Below are 23,021 nucleotides of genomic sequence, written 5' to 3' on the forward strand. Positions count from 1 at the left end.
CCCTATGCCGCGAAGTGCCGGACATCGGCGATGGCGCCGGCCACCGCCGCGGCCGCCGCCATCGCCGGGGAGGCGAGGTGGGTGCGCGCCCCGGTGCCCTGGCGGCCGACGAAGTTGCGGTTGGAGGTGGAGACGCAGCGCGCGCCGGGCGGCACGGCCTCGCCGTTCGCGGCGACGCAGAGGGCGCAGCCTGGCTCGCGCCATTCGAAGCCGGCCTCGCGGAAGGCGGTGTGCAGGCCCTCGGCTTCCGCGGCGTGCTTCACGCGTTCGGAGCCGGGCACCACCCAGGCGGTGACATGCGGCGCCACCTTGCGGCCACGCAGCACGGCGGCGGCGGCGCGCAGATCCTCGATCCGCGAATTGGTGCAGGAGCCGATGAAGACCCAGTCGACCCTCGTGCCCGCGATCGGGGCGCCGGGCGTGAGGCCCATGTAGGCAAGCGCGGCTTCCCAGGCGGCGCGCTGCTCGGCGTCGGCGGCGGCGGCAAGCTCCGGCACGCGGCCGGTCACGGCCAGCACCTGCTCCGGGCTGGTGCCCCAGGTGATCTGCGGGGCGATGTCGCGCATGTCGATGAGAAGGTCGCGGTCGAAGCTGGCGCCGTCATCGGTCCGCAGGTCGCGCCATGCTGTCACGGCGGCATCCCAGGCGGCGCCCTTCGGCGCGAAGTCGCGGCCGGCGAGCCATGCGAAGGTGGTCTCGTCCGGCGCCACCATGCCCATCCTGGCGCCCATCTCGATCGAGAGGTTGCACAGGGTCAGCCGGCCTTCGACGGACAGCGCGCGCACGGCCGAGCCGGCGTATTCGACCGCGTGGCCGGTGCCCGCGCCGGCGCCGAAGCGGCCAATGGCCGCGAGGATCATGTCCTTGGGCGTGACGCCCGGCGGTGCCGCGCCCTCGAAGCGGATGCGCATGCTTCGGGGCTTTTTCTGCGGCAGGGTCTGGGTGGCCAGCACGTGCTTGAGTTCCGACGCGCCGATGCCGAAGGCGAGCGCGCCGACGCCGCCGTTGGTGCAGGTGTGGCTGTCGCCGCAGACCAGCGTCGTGCCCGGCAGCACGAGGCCGAGCTCCGGCGCCATGACGTGCACGATGCCGTTGCCGTCCTGGCCGAGGTCGAAGAGCCGGATGCCGGTCTCCCGCGCCCGCGCGCGCAGGCCGGCGAGCAGGCGGCCGCCTTCGGGAAAGGTCTCGGCCGTGCGGCCGGGAGCCGAGGAGACGGCATGATCGGGCGTCGCGAAGACCAGGTCCGGGCGGGCCAGGCTGTAGCCGCCCTCGCCGACTTCCCGCAGCGCGCGGGCACCGGAGAGGTCGTGCAGCAGCACGCGGTCGCAATGGAGCAGGGTCCAGCCGTCACCGAGATCCGCGACGACGTGGGGGTCCCAGATCCGATCGAGGAGGGTCGCGGGCAAGGTCGGGGAGGGCAGGTCCGGCTTCGGTGCGGGTCGTAGGTCCGGCATTGGCGCTTCCCCTTGTTGTTCTTGAAGGGGCGGGGCAAGGCCGCGCCCACCCCGGACAGCGGGCGGCATCACGCCGCGCCGTCACGGCGCGGTCAAGCCGAGCCGCGTCGTGGGTGGAGAAGCACCGCAGGGCGATGCCGCATCCCCGGGTCGATGCACCACCGGGTCTGCTGCCCGGATTGCCGCAGACCACGCCCCATCGCGCTGCCACGCCCAGGGGGTGCGAGACCGCCTGCATCCGGGAGACGCGCCGGGTGCGGCGTCGTGCGCATGCGTGGCGAAGCCGGACGAGGATTGAGGGCCCTGTCGCGCCGAACCGACCGAGTGAAGTCGGATCGTCGCCTCCGCACGGCACTCGTCTCCCGGCAGAAACAATCACATTGTCGTGATTCTTGGCGGGGCGGCCAGTCGGGATCCTCCGAGTGTCACAGGGCCCACTAATGGGGGCAGCGCCGCCGCGCGCCTACAATCTTTTGGTGTGCTGCGCCTTGCTCGATTACCTGCCGGATGGGCCGGAACCCGCGAAGCGGAAGCTGCCTCGAAGCGAGTGTCATAAAATGAGACATTAGCATGTTTTTTTGGCGTTGACGTTTCGTTAACGAGTATGTTTGTGTCCCGGTGACGCGGTCGTCCACCCCAGGTGGTGATCCGCTTCGCATCTCTCCTACGCGAACCCTGACGAGCGGGTGTGGGGGAGGTGGTGCAGAACAGGCTCGTTTTTGAGATGCATCGAAGGGGATCGACATGATTCGCAATTTCCTGGCTTCCTTCCGCGCCGCCGCTTCCGACAAGAAGGGCGTGACCGCGGCCGAGTACGCCATCCTGGCGGTGGGCATCGTGATCGTGGTCGGCGGCGCCGTGATGGCGTTCGAGGGCACGCTGTCCTCGGCGTTCAGCAACATCGGCACGCAGATCCTGAACCAGCAGGGCTCGCTCCAGAACTGATCTGCCGGTTGGCGCCGGCCGCGCGATCTCGCATTGTCGCGGCCGGTGTCCGCTGATCTTACGGCGCATGTTTCCGCAGGCGTCGTGTAACCTTGGGGCACGGCGCTACGGCGATGATGCCTCGGGCCGTTCGAGGAAAGGGTGGCATCGCATGACAGCGTTGGCAGCTCTGCAGCGGCTGAGGGACCTCGTCGCTGGCCTGGAACGGGACCGAAGGGGTGTCACCGCGGCCGAATACGCGATCCTCGCCGTGGGGGTCGTCGTCGTCGTCGCTTCCGCCGTCGTGGTGATCGGCGATCCGTTGTACGGCGCCATGGCGATCGCGGGGCAGGGCGTGCTGGACGTCCAGTCCTCCATCGCGCAGTCGTCGCGCTGAGCGGAACTCCAGCCAGGTTTCAGCCATTCGGGAGGGATGCCGCATGAGCGGCCTGCTGCTGTTCCAGGTCGTCGCCATCCCGCTCCTGGTTTTCGCAGCGGCGCGGGACGTCGCGACCCGGCTCATTCCCGACACCGTCTCCATCGTCATCGCCCTTGCCGGCCTCGCGGCCCGGCTGTCCCAGGGCTGGTCGGAGGCAGGCTATTCGGTGCTGATCGGCGCCGGTCTCTTCGTCGCGCTGCTGCCGCTCGCCGCCCGCGGCATGCTCGGCGGCGGCGACGTCAAGCTCATGAGCGCGATGGCCGTCGGGCTCGCGCCCTTCGACACCTGGCACTTCATCGTGGTCACCGTCTTTGCCGGCGGCGTCCTGGGCATCGCCTACATCCTGGGCCGCTTCCTGGTTCCACAGCCCCGAGTCGCGGGCGGCGGCACGCTGCTGCGCCGGGTGCTGGCGGTCGAGGCCTGGCGCGTGCGCCGGCGCGGCCCGCTTCCCTACGCCGTCGCGATCGCGGTCGGCGGCATTCTCGTCCTTCTCTCCTTGCCGAGGGCCTGACCCATGTTCCTGCGGCTCCTGGTCGTCTTCTCCCTCATCCTGAGCGCCACCGGCCTCGGCATCCTGGCGCTGCAGCTCCTGCAGCCGCCGCCGGGGGCGCCGCCGCAGGTCGCGCGAGTCGAGGCCCCGCCGGTCGTCGCGCCGGCGCCGCGGGTGCGCATGGTGGTGGCCGCCCGGCCGCTGTCCATCGGCACGCTGCTGAAGGACGAGGACTTCCGCGAGGCCGAGGTCACCGGCGACGCGGTGCCGGAAGGCGCCTTCACCGGCGGCGCAGCCTCGCTCGCCGAACTGCGTGGCGCGCTGCTGCGCCGCTTCATCGATCCCAACCAGCCGGTCCTGACGACCGATGTGCTGCGGCCGCGCGACCGCGGCTTCCTCGCCGCCGTGCTGCGGCCGGGCACGCGCGCCATCTCCATCGGAGTCGATGTCGTCACCGGTGCCTCGGGCCTCATCTGGCCGGGCGACGAAGTCGACATGATTCTCACGCAAAACCTCACGACCAGCACCAACGGCGCAGATGCGCCTGGACGCCGCGTGGTCGGCGAGACCATCCTGTCCGCCGTGCGGGTGATCGCGGTGGATCAACAGATCAGTCACAGCGGAGCGGACACAACGGCGGGTCGAGTCGTGGCGCGCACCGTCACGCTCGAGGTCACGCCCGAGCAGGCGGAACGCCTGGCGGTCGCGACTCAACTCGGCCGCATCTCCCTCGTCGTGCGCTCCATCGAGGGCGTGCCCGAGGCGACCGGTCCGCGTCCTTCGCTTGTCTTCGGCTCTGACGTCTCCTCTGCGCTCACCGGACCGCAGGCGCCCGCACCCACGACGCGCATGCGCATCATCCAGGGCGGGTCCCAGCAGGAGGTCACTTTCCGATGAGTCAGCCACACGACACGCCGGGACGCGGCCGCCCGGCAGCGGCCGCCGCGGGTGGGCTCGCGGGGTGCGCCGGCCTGGTTCCGGCGCTCGCCTCGCTGTCCGTCCTGCTGCTCGCCGGAGTCGCGCTGCCATCGGCGCGTGCGGGCGAGCAGCCCGCCGCAGTTGCCACGGGCCCGCAGGTCGGTGTGCGCACGGGCAACCATCCCGGCTATGGCCGAGTCGTCTTCGACTGGCCGGCGCGCATCTCCTACGAGGCCGAGGTGACCGGCGGCGAGCTGGTGATCCGATTCGCCGAGTCGGGCCGCATCGCCGCGCCGGCGATGGCGCCGCGCAATGTCCTTGGCGTCGTCTCCGACGGCGGCACGGTGCGCATCGCCGCACGCGAGGGTGCGCGGTTCCGCCACTTCCACCACGGGCCCAAGCTGGTCGTCGACATCCTGGACCCCGCGCGCGAAGGCGCGCCGGCCGATTCGGCCCGCGCCGAGAACGCGCCCATGGCGGGCCTGACGGCGGACGGCGTGCTGGCGGATCTCGCCGCGGCGACGCGCCTCGCCGGCCCCGCCCGCGAGGCGGAGCGCTCAGCCATGCTGGCGAGCGCCTCGCCCGCGGCGACGGGCGGCGCGGCACCGCCCGCGATCGTGAGCGATGCGCCGCTGCCGCCCCAATCGGACGCCTCGACGCCGACCGTGATCCGCATGGCCCAGTCGCTGCCGATGGGCGGGCCGCGGATGAACGTTCCCCTGAATGCGCCGACCCAGCCCGGCATGCCGATGGTGGCCCAGGCACAGGCCCAGCCGGCGCCGATGGCGCCCGCGGTCCCGGGCATGCCCCAGGTCATGGCGCCGCAGCCGGGTGCGACGCTCACCCGGCCGCTGGTGCTCGAGCAGGGTGCCGGCCGGCTGGTGGAACTGCCCGCCCCGGCGCTGACCGTGCTGGTGGCCGATCCGCGCATCGCGCGCGTGCAGCCTGCCTCGCCGACCAGCCTCTTCATCATGGGCGTCAACGCGGGACGCACGAACCTGATCGCGACCCGCGAGGACGGTTCGCTGGTCGCCGAGTTCGACATCACCGTGCAGGCCACCGCGACCGGCGCGCCGCAGGCCGCGCCGATCGCCGCCGCGCCGGCGGTGACCGCCGGGCAGGTGCAGAGCATGATCCGCCGCCTGGTGCGCGGCGGGCAGAACGTCCGCGTCGCGCTGGCCGGCCGCGGCGGTGCCATCGTCCTGAGCGGCATGGTGCCGAGCGCGACCGACGCGCAGCGCGCCGAAGCCATCGCCAAGTCGATGGGGGGGGAAGCGCGCGAGGTCATCAACAACCTCACCCTGCTGTCGGGCATCCAGGTGAACCTGCGTGTCCGCGTTGCGGAGATCTCACGCGAGGTGACGCGGGACCTCGGCTTCAATTGGCTGGGCACCTTCAACGACGGCACCTGGCAGATCGGCATGCGCACCGGCGGCGGCGTCGCCGGGAGCATCATCAGCGCGCTCACCGGATCCGCGGCCACCACCGGCGGCCTGGTCGGCGTGGGTTTCCGCGGCGGCAACTGGGACATCAACGGCATCATCGACGCGCTGGCGCAGGACCGCCTCGTTACCATCCTGGCCGAGCCGAACCTGACCGCGCAGTCGGGCGAGATGGCGTCCTTCCTCGCCGGCGGCGAGTTCCCGGTGCCGATCGCCGCCTCGAACAACAGCAATGCGCTGACGGTCGAGTACAAGACCTTCGGCGTCAGCCTCGCTTTCGTGCCGACGGTGCTCTCCCCCGAGCGGCTGAACATGCGGGTTCGCCCGGAGGTCAGCGAACTCTCGCAGACCAATTCGGTCACCTTCCCGATCGCCGGCAGCACGGTCACCATCCCGGGCCTGACGGTGCGTCGCGCGGAGACCACCATCGAGGTGGGCAGCGGCCAGAGCTTCGCCATCGCGGGCCTGCTGAGCCGCACCAGCGGCTACAACAACAACGGCATCGCGGGGCTCGCCGACATCCCGGTGCTCGGCGCGCTGTTCCGGTCGGACAGCTTCCGCCGCAACGAATCGGAGCTGGTGATCATCATCACGCCCTACCTCGTGCGGCCGGTTTCCGACCCGCAGGCCCTGGCGACGCCGCTCGACACCTTCCGCCCGGCGACCGATCTCGAGCGCATCCTGCTCCGGCGGCAGACGGGGTCCGGTGCGCCCTACCGCCAGATCAGGCCGCCCGCGGCGGCCGGCTTCATCGTGGAGTGACCGGCATGGCACGGCGAACGACACCGATCCTGGGCCTGGCGCTGGCGCTCGGGGCATGCGCGCCCGACACCTACTTTCCGCCGAACGACTTCGACCGGCGCGGCACCTGGCAGGCCGAGGGGATCAACGACCGCAACCTGCGCGCCCAGATCGCCGACCCGGCGCATCTGACGCGCGGCGCGGCGGCGGCAACCGACCGTGGCCAGGCTGGCAGCGCCGCGATCCAGGCGCTCGAGGCCGGCAGGCGCCCGGCGCTGCCGGCGGGCTTCTCCGAAGTCGGTCAGCAGAGCAGCGGCGCGGCCGGCGTCTCCTCGGGAGGCGGCGGTGCGAACTGAGCGCATGCCGGTTCGCGAGTTGCCCGATGCCGGGCGCGGCGGCGGCGCGATCATCTCGGCCGACCGGCCGGCGCTCATGGTCTTCGTCGCCGACGAGGCGAGCGAGGCGGCGATCCGCGGCGGCCTCGGGGACGTGCTCGGCGCGCAGATGCGGCGCGGCACCGTGCGCAATGCGGTCAAGGTGCTCGAGAAGGAGACGACGCCGCGTGTCCTGATCGTCGACATCAGCGGCATCGACGACCCCTTCGCCGCGCTCGACGACTTGGCGAGCGTCTGTACGCCCGACGTCCGCGTGCTGGTGGTCGGCGAGCGGACCGAGATCGGCTTCTACCGCGACATCACGCGCAATGTCGGCGTGCACGAATACCTGCACAAGCCGCTGACGCGGGACAATGTCGCACGGCTCTTCGCCCCGCACGTCCAGGGCAGCGGCGACATCGGCCAGGATCGCGGCGGCCAGGTGACGGTCGTCTGCGGTGTCCATGGCGGTGTCGGCGCCACCACCATCGCGGTGAACCTCGCGCTCGAGCTCGAGGAACTCACGCGCAGCCACGTCGCGCTGCTCGACCTGCATCTCCAGGGCGGGGCGGCGGCGATGATGCTCGGCGCGCGGGTGACCTCCGGCCTGCGCGTGGCGCTCGAGGAGCCGGACCGTGTCGATGCGCTGTTCCTCGACCGGGTGGGCGTGCCGATCGGCGAGCGCATCCGGCTGATCGCCGCCGAGGAGCCGATGGAGGCCGACATCAGGCCGACCGAGGAGGGTGTGCGCCGCGTCGTCGACATGCTGCGGCAGCGCTTCAACCACGTGGTGGTGGACGTGCCGGTGCCGCCCGGCCCGATGGAGCGCGCGGTGCTGCAGCGCGCGCGCCATGTCGTGCTCGTGCTCGGCCCCGAGGTGGCGAGCATCCGCGATACCGTCTCGATCAAGAAGCTCGTTGCCATGACCGGCGCGGCGGGCCGCGTGATCACCGTGCTCAACGGCCTCGGGCGTCGGGGCTACCTGCCGCTCAAGCTGGTCGCGGAAGGCATCGGGGGCGCGCCCGACGTGATCATCCCCGACCTGCCGCGGCAATTGCCGCGCGCCGCCAATCTCGGCCGCCCGGCGCTGAAGGACAGCGCGGTGTTCCGCCGCTCCCTCGCGCAACTCTCGCAGGAGATCTCGGCGGTGCGCGCCTCGGCCCAGGCGCGTTCCCTGTTCGCACGGATCCTTGGACGCGGAGGCAGCTGATGCGCCCCTTCGGACGCCGCAACGACGGCAGCCCGCTCCTGCCGGTGCCCCTGCAGACGGAGCCGGTCGCGCGCGCGATCAACGTCTCCGCCGGCGACATCGCGCTGTCCGACAGCGCCGAGCTGGCGCGCCTGCGCACACTGGTGCTCGAGCGGATCGACCCGGTGGTGGCCGGCGAGCTGCCGCCGGCGGCACTGCGCCAGCAGCTCGACGCGCTGGTCCATGAGCTCGCCAGCCGCGAGCGCATGGAGATCTCCGCGCGGGACCAGTCCCGCATCGCGGAGGAGATCGCCCGCGACATGGTGGGCTACGGCCCGCTCGAGCCGCTGCTCGCCGACGATAGCATCAACGACATCATGGTGAACGGGCCGGACAACGTCTTCGTCGAGGTGCGCGGCAAGCTGATCCGCACCAATGTGCGCTTCCGCAGCTCCGCCCAGGTTGCCGCCATCGCGCAGAAGATCGCCGCGACGGTCGGCCGGCGCGTCGATGAATCGAGCCCGCTGTGCGATGCGCGCCTGCTCGACGGGTCCCGCGTCAACATCGTCTTCCCGCCGCTTGCGCTCGACGGGCCCTGCATCTCGATCCGCAAGTTCGCCAAGAAGCGCTACGACCTGCCTTCCCTGACGTCGAACGGGTCGATGTCGCCCGCGGTGCAGCGGATCCTCGAGATCTCGGCGCGCTGCCGGCTCAATGTCATCATCTCTGGCGGCACCGGCTCGGGCAAGACGACGATGCTCAATGCCATGTCGCGCCTGATCGACCACGGCGAACGCATCGTCACCATCGAGGACGCGGCGGAACTGCAGCTGCAGCAGCCGCATGTCGTGCGGCTCGAGACCCGGCACGCCAATCTCGAGGGTCGCGGCGAGATCACCGCGCGCGACCTGGTGCGCAACGCCTTGCGCATGCGCCCCGACCGCATCATCGTCGGCGAGGTCCGGGGCGCCGAGGCCTTCGACATGCTGCAGGCGATGAACACCGGCCATGACGGTTCGTTCTGCACGGTGCATGCCAATACTTCCCGCGATGCGCTGACCCGCATCGAGAACATGGTGATGATGGCGCAGTCGACGCTGCCGTCGCGGGCGATCCGCACGCAGATCGCCGCCGCCGTCGACCTCATCGTGCAGATCGAGCGCATGCGCGACGGCGGGCGACGCGTCTCGCAGGTTTCCGAGATCTGCGGCCTGGAAGGCGATGTCATCACGATGAACGACATCTTCACCTTCCAGTACGAAGGTGAGAACGCCGACGGCAAGCTGCGCGGATCGTGGAGCTCCCCGGGCATGCGGCCGGCCTTCGTCGACCGGCTGAGCTATTTCGGCATGCTCGATCCCTGGATGCGCGCGCTCCAGGAAGCCTGACGATGGACCGCCGCATCCTTCTCGGCGTCGGCGCGCTCCTGACGATCGCTCTGTTGACGGCGCTCGTCACGCTGGTCAAGCAGGGCCAGGCGCGGCGCCTGAAGGAACGCATCGCCACCGCCGGGGCGCCGACGCTGCGCGAAGTGGAAGCGGCAGGTCTGCCGAGCATCCGCCTGCAGACCAACGAGAGCCGCCCCTTCGTCGAACGCATCCTGCGATTCCTCCGCTTCAATCCCGACCTGCCGCAGGAACAGAAGATCCCGTGGCCCATCGTCGTGGTGGCGGGGGTGCTGATCGGGGTCTTCGCGGGCTACAACCTCATTCGCTTCTTTGGCGTCTACATCTCGATCCCGCTCGGCATACTGCTCGGGCTCGGCCTTATCCGCTTCGCCTTCGGCTACCAGCATGCGCGTTACGTCGACGCGGTGTTCCGGCAGATCCCCGATGCGATCGGGCTGATGGTGCGCGCGATCCGCGCCGGCCTGCCGGTGGGCGAGGCGATGCGCAGCGTTGCGGCCGAACTCGCGCCCCCCCTGCGCGACGAGTTTGCCCGCATGCTCGGCGACGTCGCGATCGGCCGGCCCGTGGACCAGGCGCTGATGCGCGTCTACCAGCGGACCCAACTGCCGGAATTCTCCTTCCTCGCGGTCACCCTCGGCATGCAGTCGCAGACCGGCGGCAACCTTGCCGAGACGCTTGAGAACCTCGCCGACATCGTGCGCAAGCGCGTGGAACTCGCCAAGCGCGCCAATGCCCTGGCGGCGGAGGCGCGCATGCAGGCGGGCATCCTCCTCGTGCTGCCCTACCTCGCGGCGCTCGCCATGTCGCAGATCCAGCCCTTCTACGTCGCGCAATTCTCGAGTCCGGCCGGACAGAAGCTCGCGATGATCGGCCTCGGCTTCTCCATCTTCGGCTTCCTGGTCATCCGCTGGATGATCAAGCGCGCCGGCCAGGATTGATCTGATGGAAGCCCTCGGCATCGACACCGGGCTGCTCGCGATCCTCGCCGTGGCGGCGGCCGTGGCGCTGGCGATCTCGGCCGCGATCCTGCTCGCGCGCAGCGTGGAGGACAAGGACGTCTCCATGCGTGTGCAGGGCATCCTGCGCCCGGAAATCACGCGTGAGGCCGCGCCGCGCGGCGGCATCAGCGCCGCCGCCGCACCCTTCCGCCGCATCGGCGAGGCGCTGCGCAACACCACGCTCATCTCCGAGAAGGACCTCGAAGGCTTTCGCATGGCGATCGCCGCGGCCGGGTACAACCCGCGCGCAGCCGTGCCGACCTTCATCGGCGTCAAGGCGGTGCTGCTGATCAGCCTGCCGGTGATCGCCTTCGTCTACGCCCACCTGAACAACTTCGCCACGCCGCGACTCGCCTTCACCGTCTTCGGCGCCATCTTCCTCGGCATCTTCGGGCCGAACTACTTCCTCATGTACCTCAAGGGGAAGCACGAGCAGACGCTGCGCAAGGGTTTGCCGGACGCTCTCGATCTGCTGGTGGTGACGGCCGAGGCGGGGCTCGGCATCGAGACGGCGCTCGACCGGGTCGCGCGGGAGATCGAGCACACCAACCGGCCGCTCGCGCTCGCCTTCCTCGTTCTGGTGCAGGAACTCCGCATGCTGCCGGACCGGCGGCAGGCGCTGGAGCGATTCGCGCAGCGCACCGATTTCGAGGGGTTCAAGCGACTCGGCGGCACTCTGTCGCAGACGCTCAAGTACGGCACGCCGCTCGCGCAGGCGCTGCGCACCCTCGCTGCGGAAATGCGCACCGATCGCATGCTGCGAATCGAGGAAAAGGCGATTCGCCTGCCGGCCCTGCTGGTCATCCCGCTGATCCTGTTCATCATGCCTGCGGTCTTCATTGCGTTGGTCGGGCCATCCGTGCTGGAACTCTCCAAGGGGCTGTTCTCCGGAATCCAACGATGATGCATTCCCGGCTGCCGATCATGGTGCTGGCCGCGCTCCTCGCAGGTTGCGCGAGCGACGGGCTGCGCGATCCCGATGCCGCCTCCCGAATGCGAATCGCCGCCTCGGCGGAATCGTCGGGCCAGATGGATGTGGCGCTGTCCATGTACGGCGCGGCGGCCGCGCGGGATCCAGACAACGTCGAGGCGCAGACCCGCTTCGCGGCCGCGCTGGTGCGCGCGGGCAACCACGCACAGGCCGAGCAGGTCCTGGCGGCCGCGGTGCAGCGGCGGCCGGGCGACCGCGCCCTGCTGGTCCAACTGGGCCGGATGCGGCTGCGCAACGGGGCGGCGGGTGAGGCGCTCAGCCTGTTCGACCGGGTGCTCGCAACCGACAGCCGCAGCGTCCCGGCCCTCGATGGCCGCGGCGTGGCGCTCGACCTCATGGGGCGGCACCCGGAGGCGCAGGAATCCTATCGCCGTGCGCAGGCGCTCGATCCGAACGCCATTTCCGTGGCCAACAATCTCGGGCTCTCACTGCTGCTCGACGGCCGTCCGGATGAGGCGCGCGCCGTGCTCGAGCCGCTCGCCCGCCGCGCCGACGCGACGCAGCGCGTGACGGCGAACTACGCCATCGCGCTCGCCGCGACAGGGCAGGAGGCGGCGGCGCGGTCCATGATCGGCGACGCCGATGTCGACCTGCGCGGTGTGGCGGAGAGCCTGCGGGTGAATCGCCAGGTCATCGAGGTCACGCCAGCGGGCGGCCGTAGCTGACGGCCGCTGCCGCCGGGTCATGGCCGGGTCCGGGGGGGCGTGGCTGACAGGACGCAGCCTGCTGTTCGGCAGCGTGTTCGTGGTCATCATCTACGCCGCGCTGCTCGTGGGCGGGATCGTCATGCGGGCGGGTGCGCCGCCGATCGCTGACTACCTGGCATTCCATGCCGCCGGACGTCTGGCGGCAGAGGGGGCGGCCGCCGACGCTTATGACTGGGCTGTGCTGCACGCGGCGCACGCCGGGATCCTCGGCGAGCCGGTGCCGGGCAGGCTCGGTTGGCTCAACCCCCCGACCTTCTTCTTCGCGATCCTGCCCTTCTCGGCACTGCCCTACCGGCTCGGCTGGCTCGTCTGGATCCTCGCCTCTGGCGTGGCCTTCGCGTTGGCCGCGCGCGCCATCCTGCCGCGGGCGGCCGCCGTCGCCGCGGCACTGGCCGTGCCGCCGGTCATGTTCACCGCCTCGGTCGGGCAGAACGGTCTGCTCACGGCGGCGCTGCTCGGCGCGACCCTCGCTTTGCTCGATCGCCGGCCGGTCGCGGCGGGGATCGCGCTCGGCCTGCTGACGGTGAAGCCGCAGTTCGGCCTGCTCTTCCCGATCCTGCTCGCGGCGAGCGGGCGGTGGCGCAGCTTCCTCGCGGCGGCGGCCACCGCCCTGGCCCTGGCGGCGGCGGCCTGCCTCGCCTTTGGTACCGAGGCCTGGATCGCCTTCCTCGAGGCCTCCGGCGGCAATGCGGAGCGCCTCCTGGCCAACGGCCAGGACGTCTCGCCCCGCATCCTCTCCGTCCATGCCTTCGTCATGCGCGCCACCGGGCAGGAGGCGCTCGCGGCGGCGCTCCACGCCCTCGTGGCGCTGGCGGCGACGGTCGTGACGCTGCGCCTCTGGCTGCGCCGGCCGGAGGGGCCGGAGGAGGCGCGGGCCGCTGCGGCGATCGCCGGCGCCTTCCTCGTCACCCCCTATGTCTGGGGCTACGACATGCCGGCGATCGCCATGGCGGCGCTGTTCCTGGCCCGGGCCGGGCTGCGCGACGGATTCATGCCGGCGGAACGGGCCCTGATCGTGCTGGCCTGTGCCTGGCCGGCCGTGCTGGTGGCGCAGCCGCACCCCTTGGTCGGGCCGGCGGCCTGGCTGCTGATCCTGGTCCTCGCCTGGCGGCGCGACCGTGCGTGGCGGCTTGCGCCGGCGAGGCCTTCAACAGGTTCGGCGTAAAGGTCCCGATGCGCGGGCGACGGCCGCGCCAGGCCCGTGGGCCGATGCAATGCCTGATCGCCGAAACGCTGTGCTGCCGTCAGCCGGGCGCGGCGCGGCTCGATGTCCTCAGACACAGGATGCGTGGCCGCTCCGGGCCAGCGGCGGCCGGCCTCCCGCGCAGGCGCAGTTCCACCGCCGGCACCGCGACCACCGGCTGCAGCGTCGGCGCCCGCGCGCCGAGCAGCAGCACCGCGCCGCGACCGGAGGCGCAGAGTCCCGCCATGGCCGGGCCGGGCAGGGGGATCACGCCGGGCGCCGGGCCGGGCACGAAGCCCTGGCCGGTCATCGCGGCCATCACGCGCTGGTGATAGATCAGGCCGCGCTCGGGCGTGGCCGAATGGTACTGCGCCGTCGCCTGCGCCCAGTCGCCGGTGCGCGCGTGCAGGGACTTCAGGAAGCGCACCGCATAGGCCACGTTCGTCGCCGGTTCGAAGCCCGCTTCGACACTGGGGAAGGCGTCCGGATGGTGCAGCAGGTTGATCTGCATGCAGCCGATGTCGACCGAACGCACACCGCGCGCCTGCAGGGCCAGGACCTCGGCCACCGCCTCGGTACGGGAGGAGGCGTAGCGGCCTTCGCCTGCTGCGTTGTAGGACCAGGGCCAGGGCTGCACGCCGCCACCCGGGGCACGCCGGCCGGTCTCGACGCGCGCGATGGCGCCGAGCAGCCCCGGTGGCAGGCCGGACCCCGCCTCGGCCGCGGCGATGGCCCGCGCGCAGGCATCCCAGGGGTCGTTGGAAGGAGGCGCCGTCACCGTGGCCGGGGCGCTGCGGGCGGCCACTTCGCGCACCGGCCGGGCGCGGGCGGGCGCTGTCGCCGCGGGGCGCGAGGCCTCGGTCCGGCGGGTGGGGGCATTGGCCTCGGCATGGGCGAGCGGCAGGGTCGCCAGGGGCAGAATCAGGCCGAGCAGCCTCAAGGCGCCAGGTCGTTGCGACGGCATGGCATGGCTCATGGACTGCCAGCGCGTGCCGGGTCAAGCACGCAGGGGTTGAAGATCGTCGCGGCCGTCTCAGAAGTGATCGATCTGCCGCGCGGCGTGGACCGCCTGCGGCGCGATCGCGAGCGGGCTGCCGCGTGGCAGCCCCCGTGCGGCGCCGGCGGTCGCACGGGTCACCGCCGCTCCACCGGATGGACAAGCACGCACGGGATTGCGAGGCTCGGCGCCAACCACGTCCCGGAGGAATGACCATGTCCGAGCTGATTCGCAGCGCCGTGCCGCGCCGCGCCCTGATCGCCGCGCCGCTGCTCGCGCCGGCCATCGTCCGGGCGCAGGGCGCCTGGAAGCCGTCCCGGCCCGTCACGGTGATCGTGCCCTTCGCGGCCGGGTCGGGCACCGACACGGTGTCCCGGCTGCTCGCCTCCCTGCTCGAGCAGGAATGGGGCATCCAGGCGGTGGTCGAGAACAAGCCCGGCGCCAACGGCGCGATCGCCGCCGTCGCCGCCGCGCGCGCCGCGCCCGACGGCCACACCATCATGGTCACCACCAACAGCCCGCATGGCGCGACGCCGGCGCTGATGAAGCGGCCGACCTACGACGCGGTGGCGGATTTCTCGCCGCTCTGCCGCATGGGCACCTACATCTTCGTCTTCGCCGTGAACGAGCAGGTGCCGGCGCGGACGATGCAGGAGTTCCTGGCCCTGGCGAAGGCACAGCCCGGGCGCCTGACCTGCGCCTCGGGCAACACCACGGGCGTCGTCGGCGCGGCGATGCTGAACCGCATCGGCGGGGTGGACGTGACCCACGTGCCCTACCGTTCCTCGCCGCCGGCGATGACGGACGTGATCGCGGGGCGGGTGACCTCCATGTTCGCCGACGTCGCGGCCTCCCGCGCCTTCCTCAACGAGGGCAAGATGCGGCCGCTCGGCATCACCTCTGCCCGGCGCACGCCGCTCTTCCCCGACTGGCCGGCGCTCTCCGAGGTCGGCCTGCCGGGTTTCGAGCTGCTCTCCTTCATGGGTGCGGTCGGGCCGGCGCGCATGCCGGAGGAGATGGTCGCCGGCTGGAACGCGGCCATCCGCAAGGTCTGGGACCGCGACGAGACGGCGCGGCGGCTGGGCGAGTTCGGCATCGAGCGCGTCACCTCCACCCCGGCCGAATTCGGCACCTTCATCCGCCAGCAGATCGCCTTCTGGGGCGAGCAGGCGCGCGCCGCGGGCATCGAGCCGGAATGATGGCGAGCGGCAGTCCCGCGCCGGTGCGGGGCTGCCTTCGCATCCCTGCCTGTTGCGCAGGCACAAGACGGTCCATGCGCATGCATCATGCCGGCGATCCGGCCATTGCCCTTGTCGTTGCGGTCCTGTGACCCCAAAAATCAGATCGCGCGCAGAAAGGGGAGGCCGCGCGCGATGTCCGAAAGGGGACCCAGATGACCACTTCCAAGCGCACGCAGACCGCAGCCCTGGCCCGCGCCCTGGCCGAGATGGCCGAAGGCGGCCTTGCCGAGCGCATCCGTCTCGAGCAGGCGGCCCGGGTGATCGTGATGGCGCGCCGCGCCGCCGAACTCGCCGCTGCCGGCGGCCTTCGCCTGCCGCCGGTGTCCGATCCCTCCGTCCAGGCGGTGACCGAGATTGCCCGCCATTGGGATGCGACCGCGGTGACCGCCGTCGAATACGCCGAGACGCTGCCGGAGTCCGCTCTCGACCGCCTTCTGCGCGCGGCCCCGGCCTGGGCCGCGGCCTTCGCCGGTTCGACCGCGCCGCACCGCCTGGCGGCCTGAGCGACCGATTGGGAAGGCGCCGGACGGCGCATTCCCGGGTCGGCCTGCGAAGGCGACCCCGGCCGGCCACTCACGGCCGATGTCCTTTTTGGGCGGCCGGATGCGGGCCGGAGCCAACATTCGCGGATGCTCGCCGATTCCGGCCTGTCCTTCGGCTGACCTGATGTCGGGGCGATGGTCCTGCGCGCGGCCGCCCCGCCAGCGCCGCGCACCTCGCCGCTGAATCTGGCCGATGACACCATCAGCCTCGCTCGTCGGCATGACCCGCCTGACATGACGGCCCGGCGCCGGGGCGCCGGGTGTTCGCGCCCGCCATCCGGGCTATATCCACCCTGCATCGACAGCACGGGGTAGGCAGATGGCGACGAGCGGCGCGAGCCGAGGCAGGGCCTCCAACGGACCGCGTCGTGTGCTGCTGCTGACGGGCGCGTCCCGCGGCATCGGCCACGCGACGGTGAAGCGATTCTCGGCCGCGGGTTGGCGCGTCATCACCGTCTCCCGCCATCCCTTCCCGGAGCAATGCCCCTGGGAAATGGGGCCCGAGGACCATATCCAGCTCGACCTCACGGACCCCGCAGCGACCGAGGAGGCGGTGGCGGAGATCGCCGCGCGCCTGGAGCCCGACGAAGGCCGGCTGGACGCGCTGGTGAACAACGCGGCGATTTCGCCGAAGGGGCCGGACGGGTCGCGGCTGGGTTCGCTCGAGATGGATCTCGAGGGCTGGCTGAAGGTCTTCCGTGTCAATTTCTTCGCGCCGGTGTTGCTGGCGCGCGGCTTGGTCGGGCAGTTGCAGAAGGCGAAGGGGTCGGTGGTGAACGTCACCTCGATCGCCGGCAGCCGCGTGCATCCCTTCGCGGGGGTCGCCTATTCGACCTCGAAGGCCGCGCTGGCGGGGCTGACGCGGGAGATGGCGAGCGACTTCGCGCCGCTCGGCATCCGGGTGAACGCGATCAGCCCCGGGGAGATCGATACCTCGATCCTCTCGCCGGGCACCGAGAAGATCGTACGGGAGCAGATCCCGATGCGTCGCCTCGGCCGGCCGGAGGAAGTGGCGCAGGCGATCTACTTCCTCTGCACCGAGGCGTCGTCCTACGTGAACGGCGCCGAGCTCCACATCAACGGCGGGCAGCACGTTTAGAATGCCCTCAGACGGCGGGCGCGGCCCATCCGGGCCGCTTGCCTTCGCGCATCCCGGGCGCGCCGATGGCGGCTGAAGCTCGCGCGCGGTCGCGCCGTGCGCTCCCGGATCGTGCTGCGCACGATCCGAGGTTTTCGCGCCCTCAGACGGCGGGCGCGGCCCATCCGGGCCGCTTGCCTTCGCGCATCCCGGGCGCGCCGATGGCGGCTGACGGTCGCGCGCGGTCGCGCCGTGCGCTCCCGGATCGTGCTGCGCACGATCCGCGGGCTTCGCTGCGCGTCGGGATGACCGCCCGTGTCGGGTAGCGGCCGGGGGCGTGGCGTTGCATCGCTGCGGCTGCTGCTGCCGTTCCTGCGGCCCTACCTGCCGCGTGCGCTCGGCGCCGCGGTGGCGCTGCTCGCCGCAGCCGGGCTGACGCTCGCGGTCGGGCAGGGGCTGCGGCATATCATCGACGACGGCTTCCGCGGTGGTGGCGAGGCGCTCAATCGGGCGGCCATCGTCATGGCCGGCATCGTCGCCGCGCTCGGGGTCGCAACCTCCTTCCGCTACTACCTGGTCACCTGGCTCGGGGAACGCGTCGCGGCCGATCTGCGACGCGCGGTCTTCGACCACCTGACGCGGCTCGACGCCCGCTTCTACGAAACCGCGCGCACCGGCGACCTGATGTCGCGGCTGACCGCCGATGTCGCGTTGCTGCAGTCGCTCATCGGCTCGGCCATCTCCATGGGGCTGCGCAATGCGCTGACCGGCATCGGCGCCTTCGCCATGCTGGTGCTGACCAGCGCGAAGCTCGCCGGGCTGATGGCGGTGGTGGTGCCGGTGGTGCTGGTGCCGATGATCGCCTTCGGGCGGCGGGAGCGGCGCCTCTCGCGCGCCGCGCAGGAACGCGTGGCGGACCTTGCCGCGACCGCCGAGGAAGCCATCAACGGCATGCGCACCGTCCAGGCCTTCACCCACGAGGCCGCGGAACGCGCGCGCTACGGTGCCGAATCCGAACGCTCCGTGCAGGCCGCGCTGCGCCGCGTGCTGACGCGCACGCTGCTGATCCTGACCGTCATCCTGCTGGGCTTCGGCGCCATCACCTTCGCCCTCTGGGTCGGCGGGCAGGACGTGATCGCGGGGCGGATGAGCGGCGGCGACCTCACCGCCTTCGTCTTCTACGCCGTGCTGCTGGCGAGTGCCGGCGCCACGGTCAGCGAACTGTGGGGCGAGATCCAGCGCGCCGCCGCGGCCGCCGACCGGCTGGCGGAGGTGCTGGCCGAGCGGCCTGCCATCGCGGCGCCAGCCTCGCCCGTGCCGCTGCCTGTGCCGCAGGGGCGCGTCGCCTTCCGCGACGTGACCTTCCGCTACCCATCGCGGCCCGAGGCGAAGGCGCTCGACGCCTTCAGCCTGGAGGTCGCGCCGGGAGAGACGGTGGCGCTGGTCGGGCCGTCCGGCGCGGGCAAGACCACCGTGCTCGCGCTGCTGCTGCGCTTCTACGACCCGCAGCAGGGCGCGATCCTGCTCGATGGTGTTGATATCGCGCGCGCCGCGCCGGAGGAGGTCCGGCGCCGCATCGGCCTGGTGCCGCAGGACCCGTCGATCTTCAGCGCCTCGGTCGCCGACAACATCCGCTACGGACGGCCGGACGCCTCGGATGCCGAGGTGCGCGCGGCGGCCGAAGCCGCCTCCGCCGACGGTTTCATCGAGGCGCTGCCGGAGGGATACGCCACGCATCTCGGCGCGCGCGGCGTGACGCTCTCCGGCGGCCAGCGGCAGCGCATCGCCATCGCGCGGGCGATCCTGCGCGACCCGCCCGTGCTGCTGTTGGATGAGGCGACCAGCGCGCTCGATGCCGAGAGCGAGCATGCGGTGCAGCAGGCCCTGGCGCGGCTGTCGAAGGGACGCACGACGATCGTGGTGGCGCACCGCCTGGCGACCGTGCGCGAAGCCGACCGCATCGTGGTGATGGAGGCCGGGTGCATCGTCGCGACCGGCACGCATGAGGCACTGCTGGCGGAGGGCGGGCTCTATGCGCGGCTGGCGGCGCTGCAGTTCACCGACGCCTGATACCAACGGCCGCTATGCGCGACCGCTGGTATCGGCCGTTTCGTGCCCTCAGGCACCCGGCGCAAACCTCCGGTTTGCTTGGCTTCGCCGGACGACCGGCGGGCCGCATTCCGGGTGCCCGTCGCGGCCTCGGCACGAGGCAGGAACTCGTGCGGCTGGTGCGAACCAGCCCGCCGCGAGGCTACCGGCTTCGCCTGTCGCCAAGCTTCTTCCGCATGAAGACGGTCGTGCCGCCCATGAACGGCTCTCGGGCGGTGATGACGTAGCCGGTCCTCTCGTAGAGGGCGACATTGTCCTTGAAGTCCGCATTGGTGAGCAGGCGCAGCTCGCCGCGCCCGGCCTCGCGCGCCAGATGTTCGGCACGCGCCAGCAGGCGTCGGCCGAGGCCCTTGCCCTGTTCCTCCGGCCGCACGGCGATGTTCTCGATCCAGAGGTGGTCCGCGCGCAGCATCGTCTCGATCAGGCCGAGGATGCGCGGGCCGCCTTGCAGCAGGTCGAAGCGATGCTCGCGCAGCGCCCGGGCGTAGTCGGCGACCATCGGGCGGGGCTCGCGGCCGATGACGGGGACCCATCGCGCATAGGCGGCGCGCACGATGTCACGGATCTCGCCGGCATCGGCCGGCGCGGCGAGACGGAATTCCATCGGAAGGTCCTGTGTCATCGGAGGTTCCTGCGGACTGGACGCAAAAAAAACCCGCCGACCGTATGGTGGGCGGGGTGCCGGAGAACCGGGAGGGAAATCGGGAGGGCTAGCCTCCGCGTGCTCCTCGCGGCTTCGGATTCGACGCGCGGCCCCGCACCGTCATGCAACGGCGACGTCGCTGGGCCGGGGCCGGGTGGCGCGGGAGCATGCGCGCATGTTCGGGACGATGGGCGCGGCCGTCAATCCGTCCGCGCCCCGCGGCGGGTGTCGCCCTTTGCGTCACACGCCTGCGAGGAAGGCGAGCACCGCTTCGTTGAACGCCGGCGGATTGTCCGCCTGCACGCTGTGGGCCGCCTTCGGGATGGTCACGCGCGTCGCGCGCGGGATGGTGCCCTCCAGCGCATCCAGGATGCGCCCGAACTGCGGCTGGGACTGGTCGCCGCCGATCAGCAGGGTCGGCGTGCGGATCGCCATCGCCTCCGCCTTCGCATAGGGCTTGCGCTGCTCGTTGATCTGGCCGAGCAGCGTGGTGGCATTGTCGCGGTTCACGGTCTTGCGCGCCTCGGAGCGCTTCTGCCAGGCGCCGGGGCCGCCGGTGTGCTCGGCAACGACGGTGAGGCCTTCCTCGACCTTGCCCTCGGCGATCAGCGCGGCGGCCTTGCCGAAGGCCGAGGCCTGCTTGCCCGCTGGCGGCGCGCCGCCGAGGCTGGCATCCAGCTCGCCACCCGGTTCGACCAGCACCAGTGCGGCGAGCAGATCGGGATGGTGCTGCGCGACGCGGAAGGCGATGTGCCCGCCGCGCGAATGGCCGACCAGCCGGACCTTGCCGGCGCCGAGCGCCTTGATGAAGCCGGCGACGTCGGCGGTATGGCGGGCGATGGTGAAGTCGCCGCCGTCCTCCCACCTGCCGGGCCAGCAATGGCGCATGCTGAGTGCCATGGCATGGTAGCGGTCCCCGAAGGGCACCATCTGCGCCGACCAGGACCGCTGGTCGCCGAGGGTGCCGTGGATCATCACCACCGGCGGGCCGGAGCCGGCCTCGGCGTAGGAGAGCGGGTAGCCGTCGACGCTCAGGCTGGGCATGCGGATTCCTCCACGGGGGACGGGTTTCTTGCCTCCATGGAGACACGGTGCGTGGCGCGCGTGAAGGCCGCCGGCCGCCGCCCACGGCCTACGCTGCCGTCCAGCCTTGCACCTCGGCCACCATCGGTATGCCTCCGCCGCGAGATGGGAGGCGAGGCTGCCGGCGCCGCCATGAAGCATCCTCGGCAGGACGTCAATGCGACGGCTCCGGCGTCATGTCGACCTGTCTGCCCCGGGGCAGCGCAGCATTGGAGCGCACGGCCGCGACCGCTCGGCACGGTCCGGGATCGGACCCTCATGCATAGCGGTGTGGCGGTGCCACCCGCCACGCCGGCCCGGTGCCGGACCCGGAGACGCGCCGCGCGGCGCGTTTCCAAGCGGGCTCTCAGCCTCTGCGAGCCTCCTCGATCAACCCGCGGAAGCGTTTCACCACCGCGGGCAGCCCCTCGAAGACGCTCTGCGAGATCAGGAAATGGCCGATGGAAACCTCCGTCACCTCCGGCAAGCGGGCGATCTCGCCGACCGTGTCGTAGGTCAGCCCATGCCCGGCATGGCAGAGCAACCCGGCCGCCTTCGCCGCCGCGGCGCCGGCCCTGAGCCGGGCGAGCTGTGCCGGGCGGCTCTCGACCGGCCCTTCGGCGTAGGTGCCGGTATGCAACTCGATCGCCTGGGCGCCGAGCTTCGCCGCGGCCTCGATCTGCGCCGCATCGGCCTCGACGAAGATGGAGACGCGCACATCCGCGGCGCGCAGCCGGGCGATGGCTTCGACCAGGAACGGCCCGGCGCGCAGCACGTCGAGCCCGCCTTCGGTCGTCAGCTCGGCCCGCTTCTCCGGCACCAGGCAGCAATAGGGCGGGCGGATGCGCTCCGCGAAGGCGACCATCTCCTCCGTCGCGGCCATCTCGAAGTTCAGCGGCGCGGGGATCTCGGCGCGCACACGCTCGACGTCGCGGTCGCGGATGTGGCGGCGATCCTCGCGCAGATGCATGGTCACGCCGTCCGCGCCGGCCGCGACGACGATGCGCGCGGCCTCGACCGGGCAGGGGAAGCTGCCGCCGCGCGCGTTGCGCAGCGTCGCCACGTGGTCGACGTTCACCGAGAAATCGAGAGGCGTCATGCGGTTCCCCGTGCGGCAGCGAGTTCCGCCGCGAGGCGGATCGCGGCGATGAGCGAGGACGGATCGGCCCGTCCCGTGCCGGCGATGTCGAGCGCCGTGCCATGGTCCGGGCTGGTCCGCACGATGGACAGCCCGAGCGTCACGTTCACCCCGCCCGCCATGTCGAGGGTCTTGATCGGGATCAGCGCCTGGTCGTGGTAGAGGCAGATCGCCGCGTCGTATCCCGGCCTGGCCAGCGCGGTGAACATCGAGTCCGGCGGCACCGGCCCGCGGGCGTCGATCCCCTCCGCGCGCAGCAGCGCGACGGCGGGGGCGACGATCTCGATATCCTCGCGGCCCATCGTGCCGGCCTCGCCCGCATGCGGGTTGAGCCCCGCGACGGCGAGACGCGGCGCGGCGATGCCGAATTCCTCCCGCAATGCGCGGGCGGTGATGCGGGCGGTCCCGGCGATCAGCTCCGGGGTCAGGCGGGCGATGGCCTTGGCCAGCGCCTCGTGCACCGTCACCGGCACCACGCGCAGCTCCGCCGAGGCGAGCATCATCACCGGCGGCACGCCGGTGCCGGCGATCTCGCCGAGGTATTCGGTGTGGCCCGGATGCCGGAAGCCCGCCTCGGTCAGCGTCGCCTTGTGGATCGGGTTGGTCACCACGCCGGCGACGCGGCCGGCCTTGGCGAGCTCGACCGCCTCGGTGATGGCGGCGACGACGGCGGGTGCGTTGGCGGCATCCGGCTGCCCCGCCACGGGCTTCGCCGCCAGGGGGCGGTGCAGGACCGGCAGCGCATCGGGGAAGACGGCGGCCGCTTCTTCCGGGCCGGCGATGGCGCGCACCGGCACGGCGAAGCCGCGCGTCGCGTCGTCGATCAGGAAGAAGGCCGGGCCGGTGGCGCGCAGGGCGGACCAGGCGCCGGCGGAGATTTCCGCGCCGATGCCGGCGGGTTCTCCCATGGTGAGGGCGAGGGGGCGCATGGCCTTCGCGTGTAGTCGCTGCC

General features: G+C 71.9%; 22 protein-coding genes. 16 read left to right on the plus strand and 6 right to left on the minus strand.

Annotated elements, in window-relative coordinates:
• Positions 1-2 precede the first annotated feature (2 nt).
• Positions 3-1,406 carry a 3-isopropylmalate dehydratase large subunit gene (gene leuC, locus GXW74_RS08935; protein ID WP_456306973.1) on the minus strand — a complete coding sequence of 468 codons (1,404 nt, stop codon included), beginning with the start codon at positions 1,404-1,406 and terminating at the stop codon, positions 3-5.
• 792 nt (positions 1,407-2,198) lie between these two features.
• Here leuC and GXW74_RS08940 point away from each other — a divergent pair.
• From GXW74_RS08940 to GXW74_RS08995, 12 genes are all read left to right on the plus strand, one after another.
• Positions 2,199-2,399 (plus strand): Flp family type IVb pilin, encoded by a 201-nt coding sequence (locus GXW74_RS08940; RefSeq protein WP_211846147.1) that lies wholly within the window; start codon positions 2,199-2,201, stop codon positions 2,397-2,399.
• Between the two features lie 151 nt (positions 2,400-2,550).
• On the plus strand, positions 2,551-2,775 hold the full coding sequence (locus GXW74_RS08945) for a hypothetical protein (protein WP_211846148.1): 225 nt from the start codon (positions 2,551-2,553) through the stop codon (positions 2,773-2,775).
• 43 nt (positions 2,776-2,818) lie between these two features.
• Complete coding sequence (locus tag GXW74_RS08950) at positions 2,819-3,328, plus strand: A24 family peptidase (protein WP_211846149.1); 510 nt, start codon at positions 2,819-2,821, stop codon at positions 3,326-3,328.
• A 3-nt stretch (positions 3,329-3,331) separates the two neighbouring features.
• Positions 3,332-4,204: a Flp pilus assembly protein CpaB gene (gene cpaB, locus GXW74_RS08955; RefSeq protein ID WP_211846150.1), complete on the plus strand. Its 873-nt coding sequence runs from the start codon at positions 3,332-3,334 to the stop codon at positions 4,202-4,204.
• Positions 4,201-6,429 (plus strand): type II and III secretion system protein family protein, encoded by a 2,229-nt coding sequence (locus GXW74_RS08960; RefSeq protein ID WP_211846151.1) that lies wholly within the window; start codon positions 4,201-4,203, stop codon positions 6,427-6,429. Before cpaB ends, GXW74_RS08960 begins: the two co-directional genes overlap by 4 nt.
• 5 nt (positions 6,430-6,434) lie before the next feature.
• The gene (locus tag GXW74_RS08965; RefSeq protein ID WP_211846152.1) at positions 6,435-6,764 is read left to right on the plus strand and encodes a hypothetical protein; all 330 of its coding nucleotides are present in this window, start codon (positions 6,435-6,437) and stop codon (positions 6,762-6,764) included.
• Between the two features lie 4 nt (positions 6,765-6,768).
• A complete protein-coding gene (locus tag GXW74_RS08970; protein WP_211846153.1) occupies positions 6,769-7,992 on the plus strand; it encodes an AAA family ATPase in 1,224 nt (407 codons plus the stop codon).
• Positions 7,992-9,359: a CpaF family protein gene (locus tag GXW74_RS08975; RefSeq protein ID WP_211846154.1), complete on the plus strand. Its 1,368-nt coding sequence runs from the start codon at positions 7,992-7,994 to the stop codon at positions 9,357-9,359. Before GXW74_RS08970 ends, GXW74_RS08975 begins: the two co-directional genes overlap by 1 nt.
• 2 nt (positions 9,360-9,361) lie before the next feature.
• Positions 9,362-10,318, plus strand: coding sequence for a type II secretion system F family protein (locus tag GXW74_RS08980; RefSeq protein WP_211846155.1), 957 nt, complete (start codon positions 9,362-9,364; stop codon positions 10,316-10,318).
• 4 nt (positions 10,319-10,322) lie between these two features.
• Positions 10,323-11,282, plus strand: a complete 960-nt coding sequence (locus GXW74_RS08985; protein WP_211846156.1) for a type II secretion system F family protein — start codon at positions 10,323-10,325, stop codon at positions 11,280-11,282.
• The gene (locus GXW74_RS08990) at positions 11,279-12,034 is read left to right on the plus strand and encodes a tetratricopeptide repeat protein (protein WP_211846157.1); all 756 of its coding nucleotides are present in this window, start codon (positions 11,279-11,281) and stop codon (positions 12,032-12,034) included. The genes GXW74_RS08985 and GXW74_RS08990 overlap by 4 nt, the downstream gene beginning before the upstream one ends.
• A 19-nt stretch (positions 12,035-12,053) precedes the next feature.
• A complete protein-coding gene (locus tag GXW74_RS08995; RefSeq protein ID WP_211846158.1) occupies positions 12,054-13,241 on the plus strand; it encodes a glycosyltransferase family 87 protein in 1,188 nt (395 codons plus the stop codon).
• A gap of 79 nt (positions 13,242-13,320) precedes the next feature.
• Here the strand turns inward: GXW74_RS08995 and GXW74_RS09000 are convergent, their stop codons facing one another.
• Positions 13,321-14,223, minus strand: coding sequence for a lytic transglycosylase domain-containing protein (locus tag GXW74_RS09000; RefSeq protein WP_211846159.1), 903 nt, complete (start codon positions 14,221-14,223; stop codon positions 13,321-13,323).
• A gap of 248 nt (positions 14,224-14,471) precedes the next feature.
• Here GXW74_RS09000 and GXW74_RS09005 point away from each other — a divergent pair, with 248 nt between their 5' ends.
• From GXW74_RS09005 to GXW74_RS09020, 4 genes are all read left to right on the plus strand, one after another.
• Positions 14,472-15,455, plus strand: a complete 984-nt coding sequence (locus GXW74_RS09005) for a Bug family tripartite tricarboxylate transporter substrate binding protein (protein ID WP_211846160.1) — start codon at positions 14,472-14,474, stop codon at positions 15,453-15,455.
• A 194-nt stretch (positions 15,456-15,649) separates the two neighbouring features.
• Positions 15,650-16,000, plus strand: a complete 351-nt coding sequence (locus tag GXW74_RS09010) for a hypothetical protein (protein ID WP_211846161.1) — start codon at positions 15,650-15,652, stop codon at positions 15,998-16,000.
• A 409-nt stretch (positions 16,001-16,409) separates the two neighbouring features.
• Positions 16,410-17,138 (plus strand): SDR family NAD(P)-dependent oxidoreductase, encoded by a 729-nt coding sequence (locus tag GXW74_RS09015; RefSeq protein ID WP_338148189.1) that lies wholly within the window; start codon positions 16,410-16,412, stop codon positions 17,136-17,138.
• A gap of 294 nt (positions 17,139-17,432) precedes the next feature.
• Positions 17,433-19,187: an ABC transporter transmembrane domain-containing protein gene (locus tag GXW74_RS09020; RefSeq protein ID WP_211846163.1), complete on the plus strand. Its 1,755-nt coding sequence runs from the start codon at positions 17,433-17,435 to the stop codon at positions 19,185-19,187.
• A 181-nt stretch (positions 19,188-19,368) separates the two neighbouring features.
• Here the strand turns inward: GXW74_RS09020 and GXW74_RS09025 are convergent, their stop codons facing one another.
• The 4 genes from GXW74_RS09025 to pdxA form a co-directional block, all read right to left on the minus strand.
• A complete protein-coding gene (locus GXW74_RS09025) occupies positions 19,369-19,848 on the minus strand; it encodes a GNAT family N-acetyltransferase (RefSeq protein WP_211846164.1) in 480 nt (159 codons plus the stop codon).
• A 261-nt stretch (positions 19,849-20,109) separates the two neighbouring features.
• Positions 20,110-20,913 carry an alpha/beta fold hydrolase gene (locus GXW74_RS09030; protein ID WP_211846165.1) on the minus strand — a complete coding sequence of 268 codons (804 nt, stop codon included), beginning with the start codon at positions 20,911-20,913 and terminating at the stop codon, positions 20,110-20,112.
• A gap of 385 nt (positions 20,914-21,298) precedes the next feature.
• Positions 21,299-22,030 carry a pyridoxine 5'-phosphate synthase gene (locus GXW74_RS09035; protein ID WP_211846166.1) on the minus strand — a complete coding sequence of 244 codons (732 nt, stop codon included), beginning with the start codon at positions 22,028-22,030 and terminating at the stop codon, positions 21,299-21,301.
• Complete coding sequence (gene pdxA, locus GXW74_RS09040; protein ID WP_211846167.1) at positions 22,027-22,998, minus strand: 4-hydroxythreonine-4-phosphate dehydrogenase PdxA; 972 nt, start codon at positions 22,996-22,998, stop codon at positions 22,027-22,029. The genes GXW74_RS09035 and pdxA overlap by 4 nt, the downstream gene beginning before the upstream one ends.
• Positions 22,999-23,021: the final 23 nt, after the last annotated feature.

It is taken from the genome of Neoroseomonas eburnea, from assembly GCF_018129005.1.
Lineage (GTDB): Bacteria > Pseudomonadota > Alphaproteobacteria > Acetobacterales > Acetobacteraceae > Neoroseomonas > Neoroseomonas eburnea.